Raw genomic sequence first — 14,516 nt, 5'->3', positions numbered from 1 at the left:
CGCGAGGCGAGGCCCGAGGCTCGGGTCAAGCCGCGTCAGGTGCGAATCGGTCGCAGTGCTTGACGGCTCGCGCTGCGGGCCGTCGCCGAACGGCAGGAGAGCTCCGTCGACGTCTAGGAACGGCAGCGGGCGTTCCTTGCTCTGACTCATGCCGCAGCCTCATGCTCACGCTCGATCAGGACTCCGCGTTACGACAAGCGCGGATATGTCTACCTCGGCACCGTCACCGCCGCCGCCCTGCTTATCTGGCTCCGGTCGTGATCCCGCGGGGGTGCAGCTGAATCTGGCGGTCTGCGTTCAATGACGAACCAGGCAGAATGGATGCCCTGCCGGATCGGCATAGATACGCCAACTCCGCCCGTCGGAACCGCCATCCAATATCGTCGCTCCCTGGGCCAGCACCTGCTCCTGGGCTCGGTCCAGGTCCGCAACAACGAGATCCAGATGGAACTGCTGGGGCCGGGCCGGGTCCGGCCACAGCGGCGGCCGGTACTCCGCTGCCCGCTGGAAGGCGAGGACGAGACCGGACGACGTGTGCAGTGTCGCCCAGCCATCGCCAAGTTCCCACCGTCTGTCCTCCTGGTTGACGGTCCCACCGAGCAGCGACTGGTAGAACGCGGCGAGTTCCGCCGGATCCGAGCAGTCCAGCACCACGCATTGCAGGTCAGCGATCACGGACAGATCATAAGCAGCCCCCAGAGCGCCCCGACCTTCGAACAGTCACGATCGCATGGATAGAACCTAGAGACAGAGGGCGGTAACGCCGTGTGCGTTCAGGTGCAGCTTGCTGGTGAACCTGCCGCGCGAGCGGCCCAGACCCTCACCTCCTGCACTACTTCCATCAGGCGGGCGTACAGGCTCTGCCACCGTGTTTCGTCTTGATGCTCTGCCGGTCCGTCCCCCTTTGACCCGGGGGCCGGTTGGCAGGGGACAGGTGGCGGCGTGGGGAGGCCCACTTTCGGACCGTCGTGTGCCGGCTGGGCCCTGCACGTTGAGGTTCCGGCCGGACCGCCACTGGACCGCCCCCTGGTCGCGGTGAGATGGGCGCTCCTGAGAGTGCTCAGCCGGCCACTGCCTCCTGCTGAGGTTCGGCCGCAGTAGGCTTCGAGGCGGCCGTCGCGGTGTAGAAGACGGACGATCCCTGCTTGGTGCGCTGAGCCTGGCTCTTGGCAACCAGCCCTTCGAGGGTGGTACGCACGACGGTGGTCTTGACGCCGCGGTCAGGGTGGGCCTTCGTGAGCGCGGCGGAGATTTCGGTGGCGGAACGCGGCTCGCGCTGCTGCTCCAGGTGGCCGCGGATCAGGTTGACGAGGGTCGGCTTGGTGTCTGTCTTGGGCGCCTTCGCGGACGCGGCCTTGGCGGCGCTCTTCTTGGATGCCGTCGCCTTTGCACTCGTGGCGGACGCCTTCTTTGGCTTGCTCTGCTGCGGTTCGGCCGTGGCCTGGCGCGGCACGGCCGGCGCGGCCGTGGTGTCTGCCTCGCCGGTGGGGCTCGCGCCGCCAAGCGCCTCCTGCATGCTCACCAGCACGGAGTGGTCGTGCTGCAGGGCACCCAACTGCTCCTGCAAGGCATCGATTTCCCCACCGATACGTTTCTGCTCCTTGACGTTGCGTTCAAGGTCACCCGTTACCTGGGCGATGTACTGCGACGTCAGTCCTGTGGTGTGGGCCTGAATTTCAGACATGTCATGGGCCTTTCTGCAGCTCGCGGACACGGCTGTGAAAACCACGAACCCGATCCGCGAGCGGGTGGGGGAGGGTGCCCCGTCTGCGCTGACTGGGACACCCACAGGGCACAACTGCCGCAATGTGCAGCAGTGTCTAGAGATATTACGCACGAGTAGAGCCCTGATGTGCCAGTCGAGTGATGTCTTACTCTTCCCTTCAGGGTGAGGAGCCAGCAGATGCGGGGCGCGCCACGATGAGACTGACCGGGGCGCTGTCACACTGCTGAACCGCCGTGCGGTCACCCGGTTCGGGGAGACAGGGCCTGGGGCCCAGGAACTGGGGCCGAGAACCTCCAGGGTGCACGGACCAAGTCGGGTCAACAGAACGACGATTAAGTCCGTGACCTTCGATGTCGGGCGGGATGGCGTTGCGGCGATCATCTGCAGCACTTCTGTGGCAAGCGTGTCCGATGTGCTTTCGCCACCTCCGCGGCTGCTGTTGGTGGCATCGACGCGATCGGAGCAGAGTTCTCATGTACGAGGCGGGTCCCAGGACACGTCTTCCGTGATCGATTCGAAGGTCCATGCTCCGACGGCGTTCACGGCCACGAGGCGGTCGAGTGTCGCGGTCAGTGTGTTCCGATCGAGTCCGCAGGTACGGGTCAGGTGATCCGCTCCATGTTGGTCCGCCCGGCGCCGGGGGAGTGGTGCGCGGCGAGCACCAGTGCGGTCAGACGGTCTGAGGCCGGCAAGGCACGCTGACGTGGCCGGGAGACCACACGCAGAGCCCAGTCTGCAGCCCGGTGACGGTTGTGCCGGGCGGGCTCCTGGGTGAGGACGGTTGCATCGAGCAGTTGCGCGGCGGCAGTTCTCTGCCCCATCTGCTCTGCGGGAGGCGGCAGACGGTGCAGCCAGCGGGCGTCCTTTACGAGTTGGTGCGTGATAGCGGGTGAAGCGTCCGTGCTGATGGATGACGTGATCCATCTGTGACGATCAAGGTCATTCGGGCGGTCCTCGCGCATCGGCTCTTCACCGGGATCTCCCGGCGTCATCTGAACTGTTTGGCAAAGGAGTTGGCCCAGCCGTGGCAGGCCGCAGTCGAAGGCCGCCGTCATGGAGTACGAGGCGGGGCGAGAAAGCGGGACGTGAGATGGCCGCGGAAGTCAGCCCGCGTATACGGTGCCGCGCTCGACGAAGCACAGAGGGTTGCCCCAGGGATCATCGGCGTAGAACGACCGCTCGCCCCACGGGCGGACGACGATGGCCCCGGCGCTCTGGTCGTGGACGAGTTCCGTGGACAGGCAGCCGAGGACCTTGGCGCGGGCGAAGACGGCTTCGAGGTCCTCGACGGTGAAGTACAGGGCCTTCGCCGCGGTGTGCGGCGTTCCATTGGCCGAGACGTCCATGACTGACAGGGTGACGGGCCCGCAGTCGAAGTAGGAGCGGGCTCCGGCCTGCCGGTGGCCTTCGATGCCGAACAACTCGCTGTAGAAGGCGATGGCCCGGTCGAGGTCGCCGACCTCGACGCTGAGGCGGAAGAGCTGAGGAGTGTCGGGCCGGGTAACCGGTGCGGTGGCAGCTGCCATGTCAGGGGGTCTCCTTCGTGGGGTCGGGCGTGATGGAGAAGTGCGCGAGCCAGTCGCGTAGGAGGTCCAGGCGCTTGCGTTCGAGGTGGTAGATCCGCATGCGGCCGTCGCGTGCGGATCTGAGCAGGCCAGCGGCATCGAGGATCTGCAGGTGGCGGGTGGTCGTCTGCCAGGCATGAGAACACCGCGGCGATCTCGCCGGCGGCCATCGATCCGCCGTTGAAGTAGATGGTGAGCAGCACCCGTCGGCGCGCCGGGTGTGCCAGCGCACTGAACACCGCCTCGTACGCATCCTCATGGCGCCCGGACTTGTCGACCATCTCCCACCCGTCTCGCTGAATGTTCAGAGGATGGCGGCTGGCCCCTTCAGAGACCGGGTGCTGCTGTTCGTCGTCGTGAACATCCGAGACGCGCCGGCCGCCGTAGTGCCTCCCAAACTGCTGACGAAACGCTGCTCGTCGTCGCGTACAGAGCCAGTTGCCGAGGGATTGCAGGAGGTGTATTTCAAGGACGGCGGGCCGACGTGCGAATGACCTGCTCGTGGAAATCACCGCCATCGAATACCTCGACACCGACTATGCCTGACCGGCGTACCGGCTACCGCGCTGCATCCACTGTCGCAGGACATCCAGCAGCCCGCCGTTGATCCTTGGTTCGGTATAACGACGGGCTGCGTCGGTAGGGGCGTTACTACAGCTCCCGCTCGATCTGGTTCTCGCTGACCTTGTCTTCGCGCATGGTCGTCTCGTTCTGGACGGCGTAGCGAGTCTGTGCCCCGCTGCCCTCGGCACTGCGGATCTCGCCCCGCTGAAGCTCGTCCTGCTGGTCCCGGTACTCCACGTGCTGTCCCTTGCGGTAGGGCATGGGGATCTCCAAGTCTCGTGTGGGTCGGCGGTGGCTGGCCCTGCTCGTTTCGGCAGCGGGCGCCCCGCCCTCTTGGCGCCCGCGACTATCGCCAGGCGCACTGACAGCCCACCCCCAACTCCGCCCTACGGCAATTACTACGGGCCGAATGGAGGACGCCTCACCCGCCACCGCGTCAACGTTCTCTGGACCTTCCTCAGCGACCTACGGGCCCGTGCCGCCCATCGCTCGGTCCGGGCAGCGTGGTTGCCTGAGTCGGGCGGTGCGCACACTGCCGGTATGGACCGAGTCCCGTCGCAGCAGACGGATCCAGCTCCGAGAGCGGGCGCCCGTCCCCGACGACCCCGAGGACTCGGAGGCCGGCCGCGACCTGCCGCCCGAGGTCATGCGGCAGCTGTGCGCCCACCTCGACTACCTATCCCGGCGCCGACCGTGTCCTACTTCTCCAGGACCCGGTCCGTACGGTGACCGAGCCCCGACTGACGACATCCGGAGCCACAGCCGACGGTGCCATGACGCTCTCGCCTGTCTGCACCGAGGCACAGGAGCGGGAAGCCGGTCGCCGGTGGGATCGGTTGCCGCGCGGTGGGGACTGCCGGTGAAGGGGCCGGGCTTGCTTCCGACTGCAGACCGGGGCGGCAGCACGGACGTTTCTACGGGCGAAGCGGCATCGGTCTGCCTCCGTCCTGGTCGGCCGGCACCGGTCAGCCCTTGCACTGGACGGGGACTCTAGAGATGGATAGATTGTCTGTATAGAGTTAGACGAAAAATCCGAGAACATTGAATGCCGGTCCCTGCGCACGGCCGCAGGCCTGGCGAGAGCGAACTCCTGCGGCGCGTGAGTGACTGCACAGAGCACCGGGCGGAAGCAGGATCAGGAGATGAGCGGCAGTGACACCACTACGGAGGGCCGGGCTATGACCTCGGAAGGCAACCGCCACGTGAGCGGCCAGGACGGCACGCAGCTACGGGACGGGCGGCTCCCCGGGCCGGCGATGTCAGGGGCGCCGGAGGACGAGCACCTCTTGGCCGAGGCGGAGAAGATCGCCCAAGCGTTGGGCCGCATGTTCCCCGGCATCTGCGAGGTTGTGCTGCACGACCTGCGCGATCCGGACCACGCCATCCGGTTCATCGAGAACAACCTGTCGGGACGCAAGGTGGGAGAGTCTGCCACCGAACTGGGTCTCGCTCGCATCCGGGACCCGTACTACCCCAGCGTCATCCAGAACTACGCCAACCAGTTTCCCGACGGACGCCCCGCGAAGAGCACCTCGATCGGGATCAAGAACGCCGCCGGGCAGTACATCGCCGCCCTCTGTCTGAACCTGGACATCTCGACGCTCTCGCCCATCACGCTGACGCTGTCGAACCTGGTCGCGACCGATCCCGAGAACCGGGACGTCCAGCTCGAGAGGCTGAGCGACCGGAGCCGCCGGGAACTGCGCGAAGTCATCGAGACAGCGGCCGCCGAGCGCTCCACAACCCCACGGGCCCTGCCCCGGGAAGCGAAGAAGGACCTGGTGCGCCGCCTGTACGAGGACGGCTACTTCGACACCCGCAACGCCGCCCAGACCATCGCCGACCTCCTCGGCATCTCCCGAGCCAGCGTTTACTCCTACACGAAGTGAGACGATGACCACCAGCGAGATCACCACGGGGAACGACCGCCCCCACACGGGCGGCACCCCCTCGATCAACACGTCCGACAGCCCGCAGCTGGCATCGCCGGCAGGCCACTACTCGCACATCGCCACCCACCGCGGCGTGGCCTACATCTCCGGCCAGCTCCCCGTGACACCCGACGGCTCCCCCCTGGCCGGCGAGCCGTTCGAGGCCCAGGCGCGCCAAGTGCTCAGCAACCTCGATGTGTGCCTGGCCACGGCCGGCACCAGCCGCGAGAGGCTGATCTCGGTCACCGTCTACGTGACCGACATCGGTGACTGGCCGGCCTTCGACCAGGTGTACAAGGAGTGGCTCGGTGCGAGCAGGCCCGCGCGGGCCGTCGCCGGCGCCAGGGAGCTGCACTACGGGTCCGCGGTGGAGGTGCACGCAGTTGCAGCCCTCGACTGATCGCCACCCTGTGCCGAGCGCGGACCGGCTGCCGGACCGTCCGGCCTGCTGTACATCACTGAGCAGCAGACCGCCGCGCTGGTGGATGAGGTCCTCGCGTTCGACGCGGCCCGCGCCGCGTTCGCCGCCACCGTGGACGCTGCCGTCCTGCCCAGCCTTGTCGTGCATGGATCCGACCCGCGCAATCAGTTCAGCCTCAAGCCGTCCGCCTCCGCGACCCATGCCGGGGTGAAGATCGGTACCTTCTGGCCGGATATCCCCGCGCAGGGGCTGCCGCGGCACCACTCCACCCTGCTGCTGTTCGACCAGACCATCGGCAGGATCGCGGCCGTCCTGGAGGTCGGCACTGCCAACGCCTACCGGACCGCCGCCGCCGACGCCCTGGCCGTGGACCTTCTCACCCGCACCGACGCCGCAACCCTGGCCGTTTTCGGCACCGGGCACCAGGCCGCCTACGAGGTCAGGGCCGTCAGCCGGGTACGGCCCATCAGCACGGTGCTGGTCGTGGGACGGGACAAGGACCGCGCCGGCCAGCTGGCCGCACAGTTGGCCGCGGAAGGCCACGACGCGCAGACCAGCAGCGCCGAGGAAGCCTGCGCACGGGCCGACGTCATCGTCACCGCCACCACCGCTCAGGCGGACACGCGCCCCTGTTCGAGGCCGACTGGGTCCGCCCCGGCACCCACCTCTCCTGCATGGGCGCCGACGCCCCCGGCAAGCGGGAACTCCCGCCCGAACTGTTCGCCCGCGCCCGCGTCTTCTGCGATCTTTCTGAGCAAGCCCGGCGCATGGGCGAGAGCCAGCACGCCCCGCAGGGCACTGTGCTCACAGCGCTCGGCGCCGCCCTCACCGGGCGCGCCCCGGGACGGGGCGGCAACGACGACATCACGCTCTTCGACAGCTCCGGGATCGGTCTGCAGGACCTCTACCTGGGCCTGGCCCTCCTCAAGAAGATGGACATAACCCTGTGAACACCGCCCTTTCCCCGGCCCCCGTGACGACTCTGGCCGACCCCGACACCCCGTTCGCCGTCGTCGACGTGCATAAGGCCCTGCGCAACATCGAACGACTGGCGAGGCGGGCCGACCGGCTTGGGGTCACCCTGCGGCCGCACGTGAAGACGGCCAAGAGCCTCGACATCGCCGCCCTGATGCACGGCGGCGCCCCGTGTCCGGTCACCGTCTCCACCCTCGCCGAGGCCGAGGCGTTCGCCGACGGCGGCTACACCGACATCACGTACGCCGTCGGCATCGACCCGCACAAACTGCCCCGCGTCATCGCCCTCCTGCGCCGCGGCGTCACCCTGCGCGTCCTGCTCGACAGCCGCGAACAGGCCGCCTTCGTCGCCGACGCCGCCCGTAAAGCCGGCCTCGCCGTCCCGGCGCAGATCGAGATCGACTGCGACGGCCACCGCGGCGGCCTCAAGGCCGATGCCCCCGGACTCGTCGACATCGGCCGCATCCTGCACGAGGCCGGATGCCTCGACGGCGTTCTGACTCACGCGGGCGAGTCCTACTTCGCCTACACCCCGGAAGACCAGCGGCTGGCAGCCAAGAACGAACGCGACACCGCGGTCGCTGCAGCGGAGCGGCTGCGCGCCGCCGGTCTGCCCGTCAGCACGGTCAGCGCCGGCTCCACACCGACCGCACACGCGGCCGAGGACCTCACCGGCGTCACCGAACTGCGCGCCGGCAACTACGTCTTCTTCGACCTCGTCATGGCCGGCCTGGGCGTCTGCCGCGTGGAGGACCTCGCCCTGTCGGTGGTCGTGACCGTCATCGGCCACCGCCCCGAGCACGGCTGGATCGTCACCGACGGCGGATGGAGGGCCATGTCCCGGGACCGCGGCACCGCCGTCCAGGCCCAGGACCAGGGCTACGGCCTCGTCCTCGACCTGGCCGGAAACCCGATCCCGAGCCTGGTCATGAGCGCGGCGAGCCAGGAGCACGGCACCCTCACCGCCCGCGACGGCGCCGACCTGCCCGACCTGCCCGTCGGCACCCGGCTGCGCATCCTGCCCAACCACGCGTGCGCCACCGCCGCCCAGCACCGCGGCTATCACGTCATCGACAGCACCCAGCCCACAGACCCCGCGCCCGCCATCCAGGCCAACTGGGAACGCATCACCGGCTGGTGACCAGCAACAGGACCGCCCTCACCCTGCCGCTCGACTCGCCCTCCCTCCCCGACCCGCTCAAGGACACCCCATGGCCACTGCCTTGCCCGTGACCTTCGACGACGTCCGCGACGCCGCTGCCCGCCTCAACGGCATCGCCCACCGCACCCCCGTGCTGACCTCCCGAACTCTCAACTCCCTGGTCGGCGCGGAGGTGTTCATCAAGTGCGAGAACTTCCAGCGCATCGGCGCGTTCAAGTTCCGCGGCGCCTACAACGCCGCCGCGCAGCTGCCCCCCGAGCAGCTGGCCAAAGGCATCGTCGCCTACTCCTCCGGTAACCATGCCCAGGCCACCGCGCTGGCCGCCCGGGAACTGGGCACCAGCGCCGTCATCCTGATGCCCGAGGACGCCCCCCGCTCCAAGCGGGAGGCAACCGTCGGCTACGGCGCGGAAGTCGTCGCCTACGACCGCTACATCCAGGACCGCACCGCGCTCGGCGAGGCGCTCGCTGCCGAACGCGGCCTGGCGCTCATCCCTCCTTACGACCACCCGCACGTCATCGCGGGCCAGGGCACCGCAGCCCTCGAGCTCCTGGAGGAAACCGGGGAACTGGACGCTCTCATCGCACCCGTCGGGGGTGGGGGCCTCATGGCCGGCAGCGCCATCACCGCCAAGACGCTGTACCCCGGAATCCACGTCGTCGGTGTCGAACCCGACACCGGCGACGACACCAAGCGCTCCCTGGAAGCCGGCGAGCGCATCAGCATCCCCGTGCCCCGCACCCTCGCCGACGGACAGGCTCTGCCCACCCCCGGCGAGATCACCTTCGCCATCAACCAGCAGCTCGTGGACGGCATCGCCCTCGTCAGCGACGATGAGATCCGAGGCGCCATGCGCTTCGCCTTCGAACGACTCAAGATCGTCCTCGAACCCAGCGGCGCAACCGCCCTGGCCGCCCTCCTCGCCGGACACATCGACAACCGCCCCCGGCGGATCGGTGTCATCGCCTCCGGAGGAAACATCAACACCCTGCGATTCACCGACATCATCAACGGCTGACAGACCTTGCTCCAGCACGTAAGTCCCCAGCGGCCGCCCTTGCCGCCGGGTTGGCGCTTCGCATGGTCAACCCCGCATGACGAGGGCTTGGAACCGATGTGCCGCCGCTCTGGCTGGCGGCAGGGGCCGTGTCCCGGGGCTACCGGGGCAGCTTGGTGGTGCGCTGGGGGTGGGCGGCGGTGACGTAGCGCATGGCGGTCTGCAAACTCGCGCCGTCCGGCCGAGACCTGCCCGCGGAGGCCGAGCTGACCGGCGTTGACTAGCTCGGCGCGCGCGGTGCTGGACGGCGGCGGTCGGCCGGCCGAGCTGCCCCTTGGTCCACGTGGCTGCCGATCCGGCGGGCGGATCGTGCAGCGGCCACGGCGTGTTGACACCGAGATGCCCGTACAGATCCCCTCCTCCGAAGGCGTAGACGAACGCCGTACTTCCGGGGTGTACGGAGTCGTCGTTGAAGATTGAACGTGACGTCTGAATACCGCCGGACCCGCAGGGCGTTCCGGTCTTGGATTGAGCGTGTCCAAGACCGGAACAAGGAGTTTTACGGAGATGACGATGAACGGTGCGACGGCGCTCGACGGCAAGGTGGCGCTGGTGACCGGCGGCAGCCGGGGGATCGGGGCGGCGGTCGCGCTGCGGCTGGCCGAGGACGGCGCAGACGTGGCGCTGACCTACCAGGGCTCGGCCGAGTTGGCCGAGGAGGTGGTCGCCAAGATCACCGCGATGGGGCGGAGCGGCTGGGCCGTCCGCGCGGACAGCGCAGACCCGGAGGCGGTGTGCGGCGCGGTGGCGGCGGTCGCTGAGCGGTTCACGCGGCTGGACATCCTGGTGAACAATGCGGGTGTCGGCGCCGTCGGACCAATCGAGGCGGTGACATGCGACCAGATCGACCGGGTGCTGGCGGTGAACGTTCGCGCGCCCTACCTCTACGCCCAGGCGGCGCTGCAGTACCTGGTCGAGGGTGGACGGATCGTGAGCATCGGCAGCTGCATCGCCCAGCGCGTGGCCTTCCCCGGAAGCGCGCTCTACGCGACCAGCAAGGCCGCTCTGATCGGCTTCACCAAGGGCATGGCCCGGGAGCTCGGCCCGCACGGGATCACCGTCAATCTGGTCCACCCGGGCCCGATCGACACCGACATGAACCCGGGCGACGGCGATTCCGCCGACTTCCAGCGCGGCTTCACTGCGCTCGGCCGCTACGGCACGGCGGCGGAGGTCGCGGACGCCGTCTCATACCTGGCCGGCGAGAGCGCCCGATACGTCACAGGCGCGGAGCTGGCGGTGGACGGTGGCTTCGCAGTCTGAGCCCGCGCGGTCCGACGCAGGCCAGGTAGACCTTGGCGCTCAGTCCGTCACGGCATCGACCCGTGATCTTGGGCAGTGGATCACGTCTGGGTGATACGTCGCCAGGAGTTGTCCGATGCCGGGTGGGACCTGCTGCGGCCTTTGCTGCCCACGGCTGCGACAGGCCGTCACCGGTTGGACGACCGTATGGTCCTGAACGGCATCGGGTGGAAGTTCCGCACCGGGGTTGCCTGGCGGGACGTACCCGAGCGGTACGGGTCCTGGGCCACCCTGCACACCCGCTTCCGCCGGTGGGCCAAGGACGGCACCTTCGAGCGGATGCTGCAAGCCGCGCAGGCGAAGGCGGACGCAGCCGGCGACATCGACTGGGTCGCCTCGGTCGATCAGCAGCCTTCCTCAACGGCATCCCGATGCCGAGCTGGCAAGAGATCCAGTGCCTCCCGAACTCATCAACAGCACCCCTCTGTGGATTTGGGCGCCTCCCCAACCCATCGACAGGCGACTTCACTATTGGGTTCTGGCACAGATCTTGGGGAGCCGTCGCGGAGCGTTACCTTGATGTTCGATTGCGAGGGACTGGCTCGTGTGAGACGGCGTACGCCTTGCCGCCTTACAGCCGGAATTGACGCTCCCTCAGATGCTTGTCGGTCGATGCCGTGGTCGGCTGTGGACGGTGATGGTGCTGTTCATGCAGGCCGATACATCGTTCTGGGACTCGCTGGTGTTCGACGGGATCGACGAGGTGGATGTCGAGGCGGTCACGGCCGCGTTCGGCACGGTCGAGGTGGTGGCGAGAGGCCGCGTGGCCGGGGCTGCATGTCCGGACTGCGGCCGCTTCTCAGACCGAGTCCACGACCGTTACCAGCGCAGGCTGAAGGACCTTCCGCTCGTTGATCAGGGCTTTGTGATCCGGCTGACGGTCCGGCGCTTCATCTGCGGGTCGGCGGACTGCCGGCGCCGGACGTTCGCCGAGCCGTTCTCCCGGCTGGCCGCCCCGCACGCACGATTCACCACTCGGCTCAACCACGCCCTGGAGCGAGTAGGGCTCGCCCTGGCCGGGCGGGCCGGCGCCCGGCTGGCTGCCCAGCTGGGCTTCGGCGCGGGAAGGATGACCTTGCTACGCAGGGTCATGGCATTGCCCGATCCACGGTTCAGCACGCCGCGCGTGCTGAACCGTGGACGACTTCGCGATCCGCCGCGGCCAGACCTACTCCACCGTCTTGACCAGCGTCGAAGACCACCGCGTGGTCGATGTACTCCCGACACGTGAAGCCGGGCCGCTGGCCGCCTGGCTGATCCGCCACCCCGGCGTGGAAATCATCTGCCGGGACCGGGCGGGCGCCTACGCCGAGGGGGCCCGGCGCGGTGCCCCCGACGCTCTGCAGGTCGCAGACCGGTTCCATCTGTGGCAGGGCCTCGGCCGAGCCGTGGAGACCTGCGTCGCCGCCCACCGCGACTGCCTGCGCAACCCGTCGCCCAGCGGCATGCTGCCGGAGGCCACCCGACTGGCTTCCGGTCGGCCGCAGGACAACTTGGAGCCCGTCGGCCGACGGGCCGAGCGGAAGAAGGCCGCACATGCACTGGTCCACGAGATGCTTGCCCAAGGCCACTCACGCCGGGCGATCGCCCGGCACCTGGGCTGGGGCCTCAACACCGTGCTCCGGTACGCGGCCGCCGCCCGCTGGCAGGACACCTTCCGCGAGAACCGACCCCGGCCCAGCAGGCTGGACCCCTGCAAGCCTTACCTGGAGCGGCGATTCGCCGAGGGATGCACAAGTGTCACCCGACTGCACAGCGAGCTGGTTGCCGAGCACGCTCCCGTCACCTACGCCATGGTCCGCGCCCACATCGCCACCTTGCGCGGGGCTCCGTCCGCCGCACCGCCCCGGCCACCGACGGTGCGGCAGGTGACCGGCTGGCTCACCCGTCACCCCGCGACCCTGACCGAGGAAGACCGCGCCGGCCTGAAGGAGGTCCTGGCCCGTTGCCCCGAACTGGACACGGCCGCCGGGCACATCCGCGACCTCGGCGAGATACTCACCGACCGCCTCGGCGCCACGCTCCCTGCCTGGATCGACGCAGTCGACGTCAGCCAGCTCCCCGGTCTCACTGGCTTCGCCCTCCACCTGCGCCGGGACCTCGGCGCCGTGACAGCCGGGCTCACCCTGGACTGGAGTTCCGGCAGCATCGAGGGCGCCGTTAACCGCATCAAGAAGATCAAGAGACAGCTCTACGGACGAGCCGGATTCGAACTACTCCGCAAGATGATCCTGCTTCAGTGACCCTCGGCAACGACTTCCCAAGACCTGTACCAACGTCGGGTCAGGCCAGCTCAACAAATCGGTGGACGCGAAAGGACGTCAGGTGATCGGGTTCGACGCTTGCCGAGTCCACCCGGTAGCGACCAGCGCCGAGTTCGAGAGCGGTGCTGTCCGCGAGTGTCCCGACCTCAGTGCCGAAGTAGGCGGCATCGAACATGACGAGCTCGCCAGTGGTGCTCAGCACAGGTCCTTCCTCCCACTTGGCGGTGGAAAGCGCAGCCCGGATGATGTCAGCGACACCTTCCTCGCTCTCCGCGTAGCACCAGCGGACGAGGACTCGGGACTCAGGAAGGTAGGCGGTGGAGAGAGGTTCGTCCCCAAGGACGAGTGCCTCGGCTCCGCCAGGCAGTGCGAGGACTCCAACGTGATCCATCACCTCGCAGGCTCGGTCGTAGTCGCCTTCCGTTCCCGACCAGTGCGGCAGCGCGGCGCGTGGAACCACGATGAACGGGCCGCCCTCCGTCTCCAGCCATGTCAAAGACATGCCGCCTCCAGCTTCAGGATTTCAGTTCCGTGGCGACAGCGTATGTGCCGGGTCGGACAGGGCAGCCTCATGCCTGTGGCGGTCGGAGTGCGCGGTGACGGGCCTCGGGTTCGCGACCATCCCTTGCGATCGAACGACAGTGTCACCTTCCGCGACCGCTCCCCAAGATCTGTGCCAGAATCCACTATTGCTCGATAAAGCCACTTGGTCTGTTCTTGCCCGTTGGCGGTACGCACGAAAGTGGCTTGAGCTGGCCTTGTGCGGGCACTGTGAAGCGGGAGTTCCCACTTCGTGGTGATCTTTACCCGGATACGACAATGCTCGCGCACAGCGATGTCGGCGGAATTTCCATGTTCGACAGCTGCCCCGAAGCGATGGGGGCATCGCCTGATCTGTGGACGGATTGGGGTGCGATCGTGCGGGATTTCGCTGTGTGGGGCAAGGCGTTGGCGGGAGACGAGGGACCGTTGTTGGAGACTCTCGCCGAGGGTAGCCTCGTGTGCGTCGCACCGCAGGTCAGCGCCGTCTTTGTCGTCGAGCCGGTGGATGACCGCGGGCAGAAGGCGACGCTCGCCGCCTGCGTGCCGGCGGGGGCGGCATGGAGTCGTACATCGCGCTTCCGCGGACGTTCCATGTCAAGCGCCCGCTACGGCCGCGTCGACCTTCTCTGCATCGACGAACTCGGCTACATGGAAATTGACCGCCACGGCGCCGAACTCCTTTTCCAGGTGGGCCGCGGTCTTGATCGATGCGGCCCTCATTGATGGCTTTCTGCACGTTGCGGCCGAGGCCCAGAGTATGGTCCGCCTCTTGGAAGTCACGGAAGACCGGTGTCGTGGCGAGCACAGCTTCCACGCAGAAGCCTGCCTGTTCGGCGAAACGTGCAAGGCTGCGTCCGATGGTCGCATGGCGGACCGCTTCTGCAGTGGTGTAGCGGGTGAAAGCGCGACTCGAAGTTCCCCCTCTGAAGTGGACAGCCTGATACTGGGACGGATTGGTCCCGGAGGAAGCAGTCCAGGTTGAGTGGCAAGAGCAACATGAGCAAGC

14 protein-coding genes and 4 pseudogenes are annotated in these 14,516 nt (G+C 68.0%); 12 read left to right on the top strand and 6 right to left on the bottom strand.

Annotation, left to right across the window (positions count from 1 at the left end):
- Nucleotides 1–297: 297 nt before the first annotated feature.
- The 3 genes from ACFVV1_RS31790 to ACFVV1_RS31780 all read right to left on the bottom strand — a co-directional run bounded on the left by ACFVV1_RS31790 (nt 298) and on the right by ACFVV1_RS31780 (nt 2,547).
- The gene (locus ACFVV1_RS31790) at nt 298–675 is read right to left on the bottom strand and encodes a VOC family protein (protein ID WP_389996398.1); all 378 of its coding nucleotides are present in this window, start codon (nt 673–675) and stop codon (nt 298–300) included.
- A gap of 385 nt (nt 676–1,060) precedes the next feature.
- Entirely contained in the window at nt 1,061–1,684 is a 624-nt protein-coding gene (locus ACFVV1_RS31785) for a hypothetical protein (RefSeq protein WP_389996394.1), read from the bottom strand.
- 644 nt (nt 1,685–2,328) lie between these two features.
- A complete protein-coding gene (locus ACFVV1_RS31780) occupies nt 2,329–2,547 on the bottom strand; it encodes a hypothetical protein (RefSeq protein WP_389996391.1) in 219 nt (72 codons plus the stop codon).
- A 105-nt stretch (nt 2,548–2,652) separates the two neighbouring features.
- Between ACFVV1_RS31780 and ACFVV1_RS31775 the strand changes: the two are divergent.
- Nucleotides 2,653–2,808: pseudogene (locus ACFVV1_RS31775) on the top strand (IS5/IS1182 family transposase); the annotation flags it as partial.
- Nucleotides 2,809–2,829: 21 nt separating this feature from the next.
- On the opposite strand, the gene ACFVV1_RS31770 reads toward ACFVV1_RS31775, so the two are convergent.
- Together ACFVV1_RS31770 and ACFVV1_RS31765 are read right to left on the bottom strand one after the other, a co-directional pair.
- Nucleotides 2,830–3,252, bottom strand: coding sequence for a VOC family protein (locus tag ACFVV1_RS31770; RefSeq protein ID WP_389996388.1), 423 nt, complete (start codon nt 3,250–3,252; stop codon nt 2,830–2,832).
- A gap of 690 nt (nt 3,253–3,942) precedes the next feature.
- Nucleotides 3,943–4,116, bottom strand: coding sequence for a hypothetical protein (locus ACFVV1_RS31765; protein ID WP_389996385.1), 174 nt, complete (start codon nt 4,114–4,116; stop codon nt 3,943–3,945).
- 995 nt (nt 4,117–5,111) lie between these two features.
- On the opposite strand from ACFVV1_RS31765, the gene ACFVV1_RS31760 reads away from it, so the two are divergent.
- The 10 genes and pseudogenes from ACFVV1_RS31760 (at nt 5,112) to ACFVV1_RS31715 (ending at nt 12,946) form a co-directional block, all read left to right on the top strand.
- Nucleotides 5,112–5,744 carry a transcriptional regulator gene (locus tag ACFVV1_RS31760; RefSeq protein ID WP_389996604.1) on the top strand — a complete coding sequence of 211 codons (633 nt, stop codon included), beginning with the start codon at nt 5,112–5,114 and terminating at the stop codon, nt 5,742–5,744.
- A 4-nt stretch (nt 5,745–5,748) separates the two neighbouring features.
- A complete protein-coding gene (locus tag ACFVV1_RS31755) occupies nt 5,749–6,186 on the top strand; it encodes a RidA family protein (RefSeq protein WP_389996383.1) in 438 nt (145 codons plus the stop codon).
- 81 nt (nt 6,187–6,267) lie between these two features.
- A pseudogene (locus ACFVV1_RS31750) lies at nt 6,268–6,765 on the top strand (ornithine cyclodeaminase family protein); the annotation flags it as partial.
- 116 nt (nt 6,766–6,881) lie between these two features.
- Nucleotides 6,882–7,157, top strand: coding sequence for a hypothetical protein (locus tag ACFVV1_RS31745; RefSeq protein WP_389996380.1), 276 nt, complete (start codon nt 6,882–6,884; stop codon nt 7,155–7,157).
- Nucleotides 7,154–8,323: a DSD1 family PLP-dependent enzyme gene (locus tag ACFVV1_RS31740; RefSeq protein ID WP_389996377.1), complete on the top strand. Its 1,170-nt coding sequence runs from the start codon at nt 7,154–7,156 to the stop codon at nt 8,321–8,323. Before ACFVV1_RS31745 ends, ACFVV1_RS31740 begins: the two co-directional genes overlap by 4 nt.
- 70 nt (nt 8,324–8,393) lie before the next feature.
- On the top strand, nt 8,394–9,362 hold the full coding sequence (locus tag ACFVV1_RS31735; protein WP_389996375.1) for a pyridoxal-phosphate dependent enzyme: 969 nt from the start codon (nt 8,394–8,396) through the stop codon (nt 9,360–9,362).
- Nucleotides 9,363–9,908: 546 nt separating this feature from the next.
- Entirely contained in the window at nt 9,909–10,664 is a 756-nt protein-coding gene (locus tag ACFVV1_RS31730; protein WP_389996372.1) for an SDR family NAD(P)-dependent oxidoreductase, read from the top strand.
- 75 nt (nt 10,665–10,739) lie between these two features.
- A pseudogene (locus ACFVV1_RS31725) lies at nt 10,740–10,973 on the top strand (transposase); the annotation flags it as partial.
- Between the two features lie 367 nt (nt 10,974–11,340).
- A complete protein-coding gene (locus ACFVV1_RS31720) occupies nt 11,341–11,934 on the top strand; it encodes a transposase family protein (RefSeq protein ID WP_389996369.1) in 594 nt (197 codons plus the stop codon).
- Nucleotides 11,885–12,946, top strand: a complete 1,062-nt coding sequence (locus tag ACFVV1_RS31715) for a transposase (protein ID WP_389996366.1) — start codon at nt 11,885–11,887, stop codon at nt 12,944–12,946. Before ACFVV1_RS31720 ends, ACFVV1_RS31715 begins: the two co-directional genes overlap by 50 nt.
- 40 nt (nt 12,947–12,986) lie before the next feature.
- Here ACFVV1_RS31715 and ACFVV1_RS31710 read toward each other — a convergent pair whose 3' ends face one another.
- Entirely contained in the window at nt 12,987–13,469 is a 483-nt protein-coding gene (locus ACFVV1_RS31710; RefSeq protein WP_389996363.1) for an Imm21 family immunity protein, read from the bottom strand.
- A 641-nt stretch (nt 13,470–14,110) separates the two neighbouring features.
- Between ACFVV1_RS31710 and ACFVV1_RS31705 the strand changes: the two are divergent.
- Nucleotides 14,111–14,200: pseudogene (locus ACFVV1_RS31705) on the top strand (AAA family ATPase); the annotation flags it as partial.
- Between the last annotated feature and the right edge of the window lie 316 nt (nt 14,201–14,516).

The organism is Streptomyces sp. NPDC058092 (assembly GCF_042884935.1).
Lineage (GTDB): Bacteria > Actinomycetota > Actinomycetes > Streptomycetales > Streptomycetaceae > Streptomyces.
The sequence above is the reverse complement of the archived record's forward strand: the minus strand, read 5'-3'. Positions and strand labels throughout refer to the sequence as shown.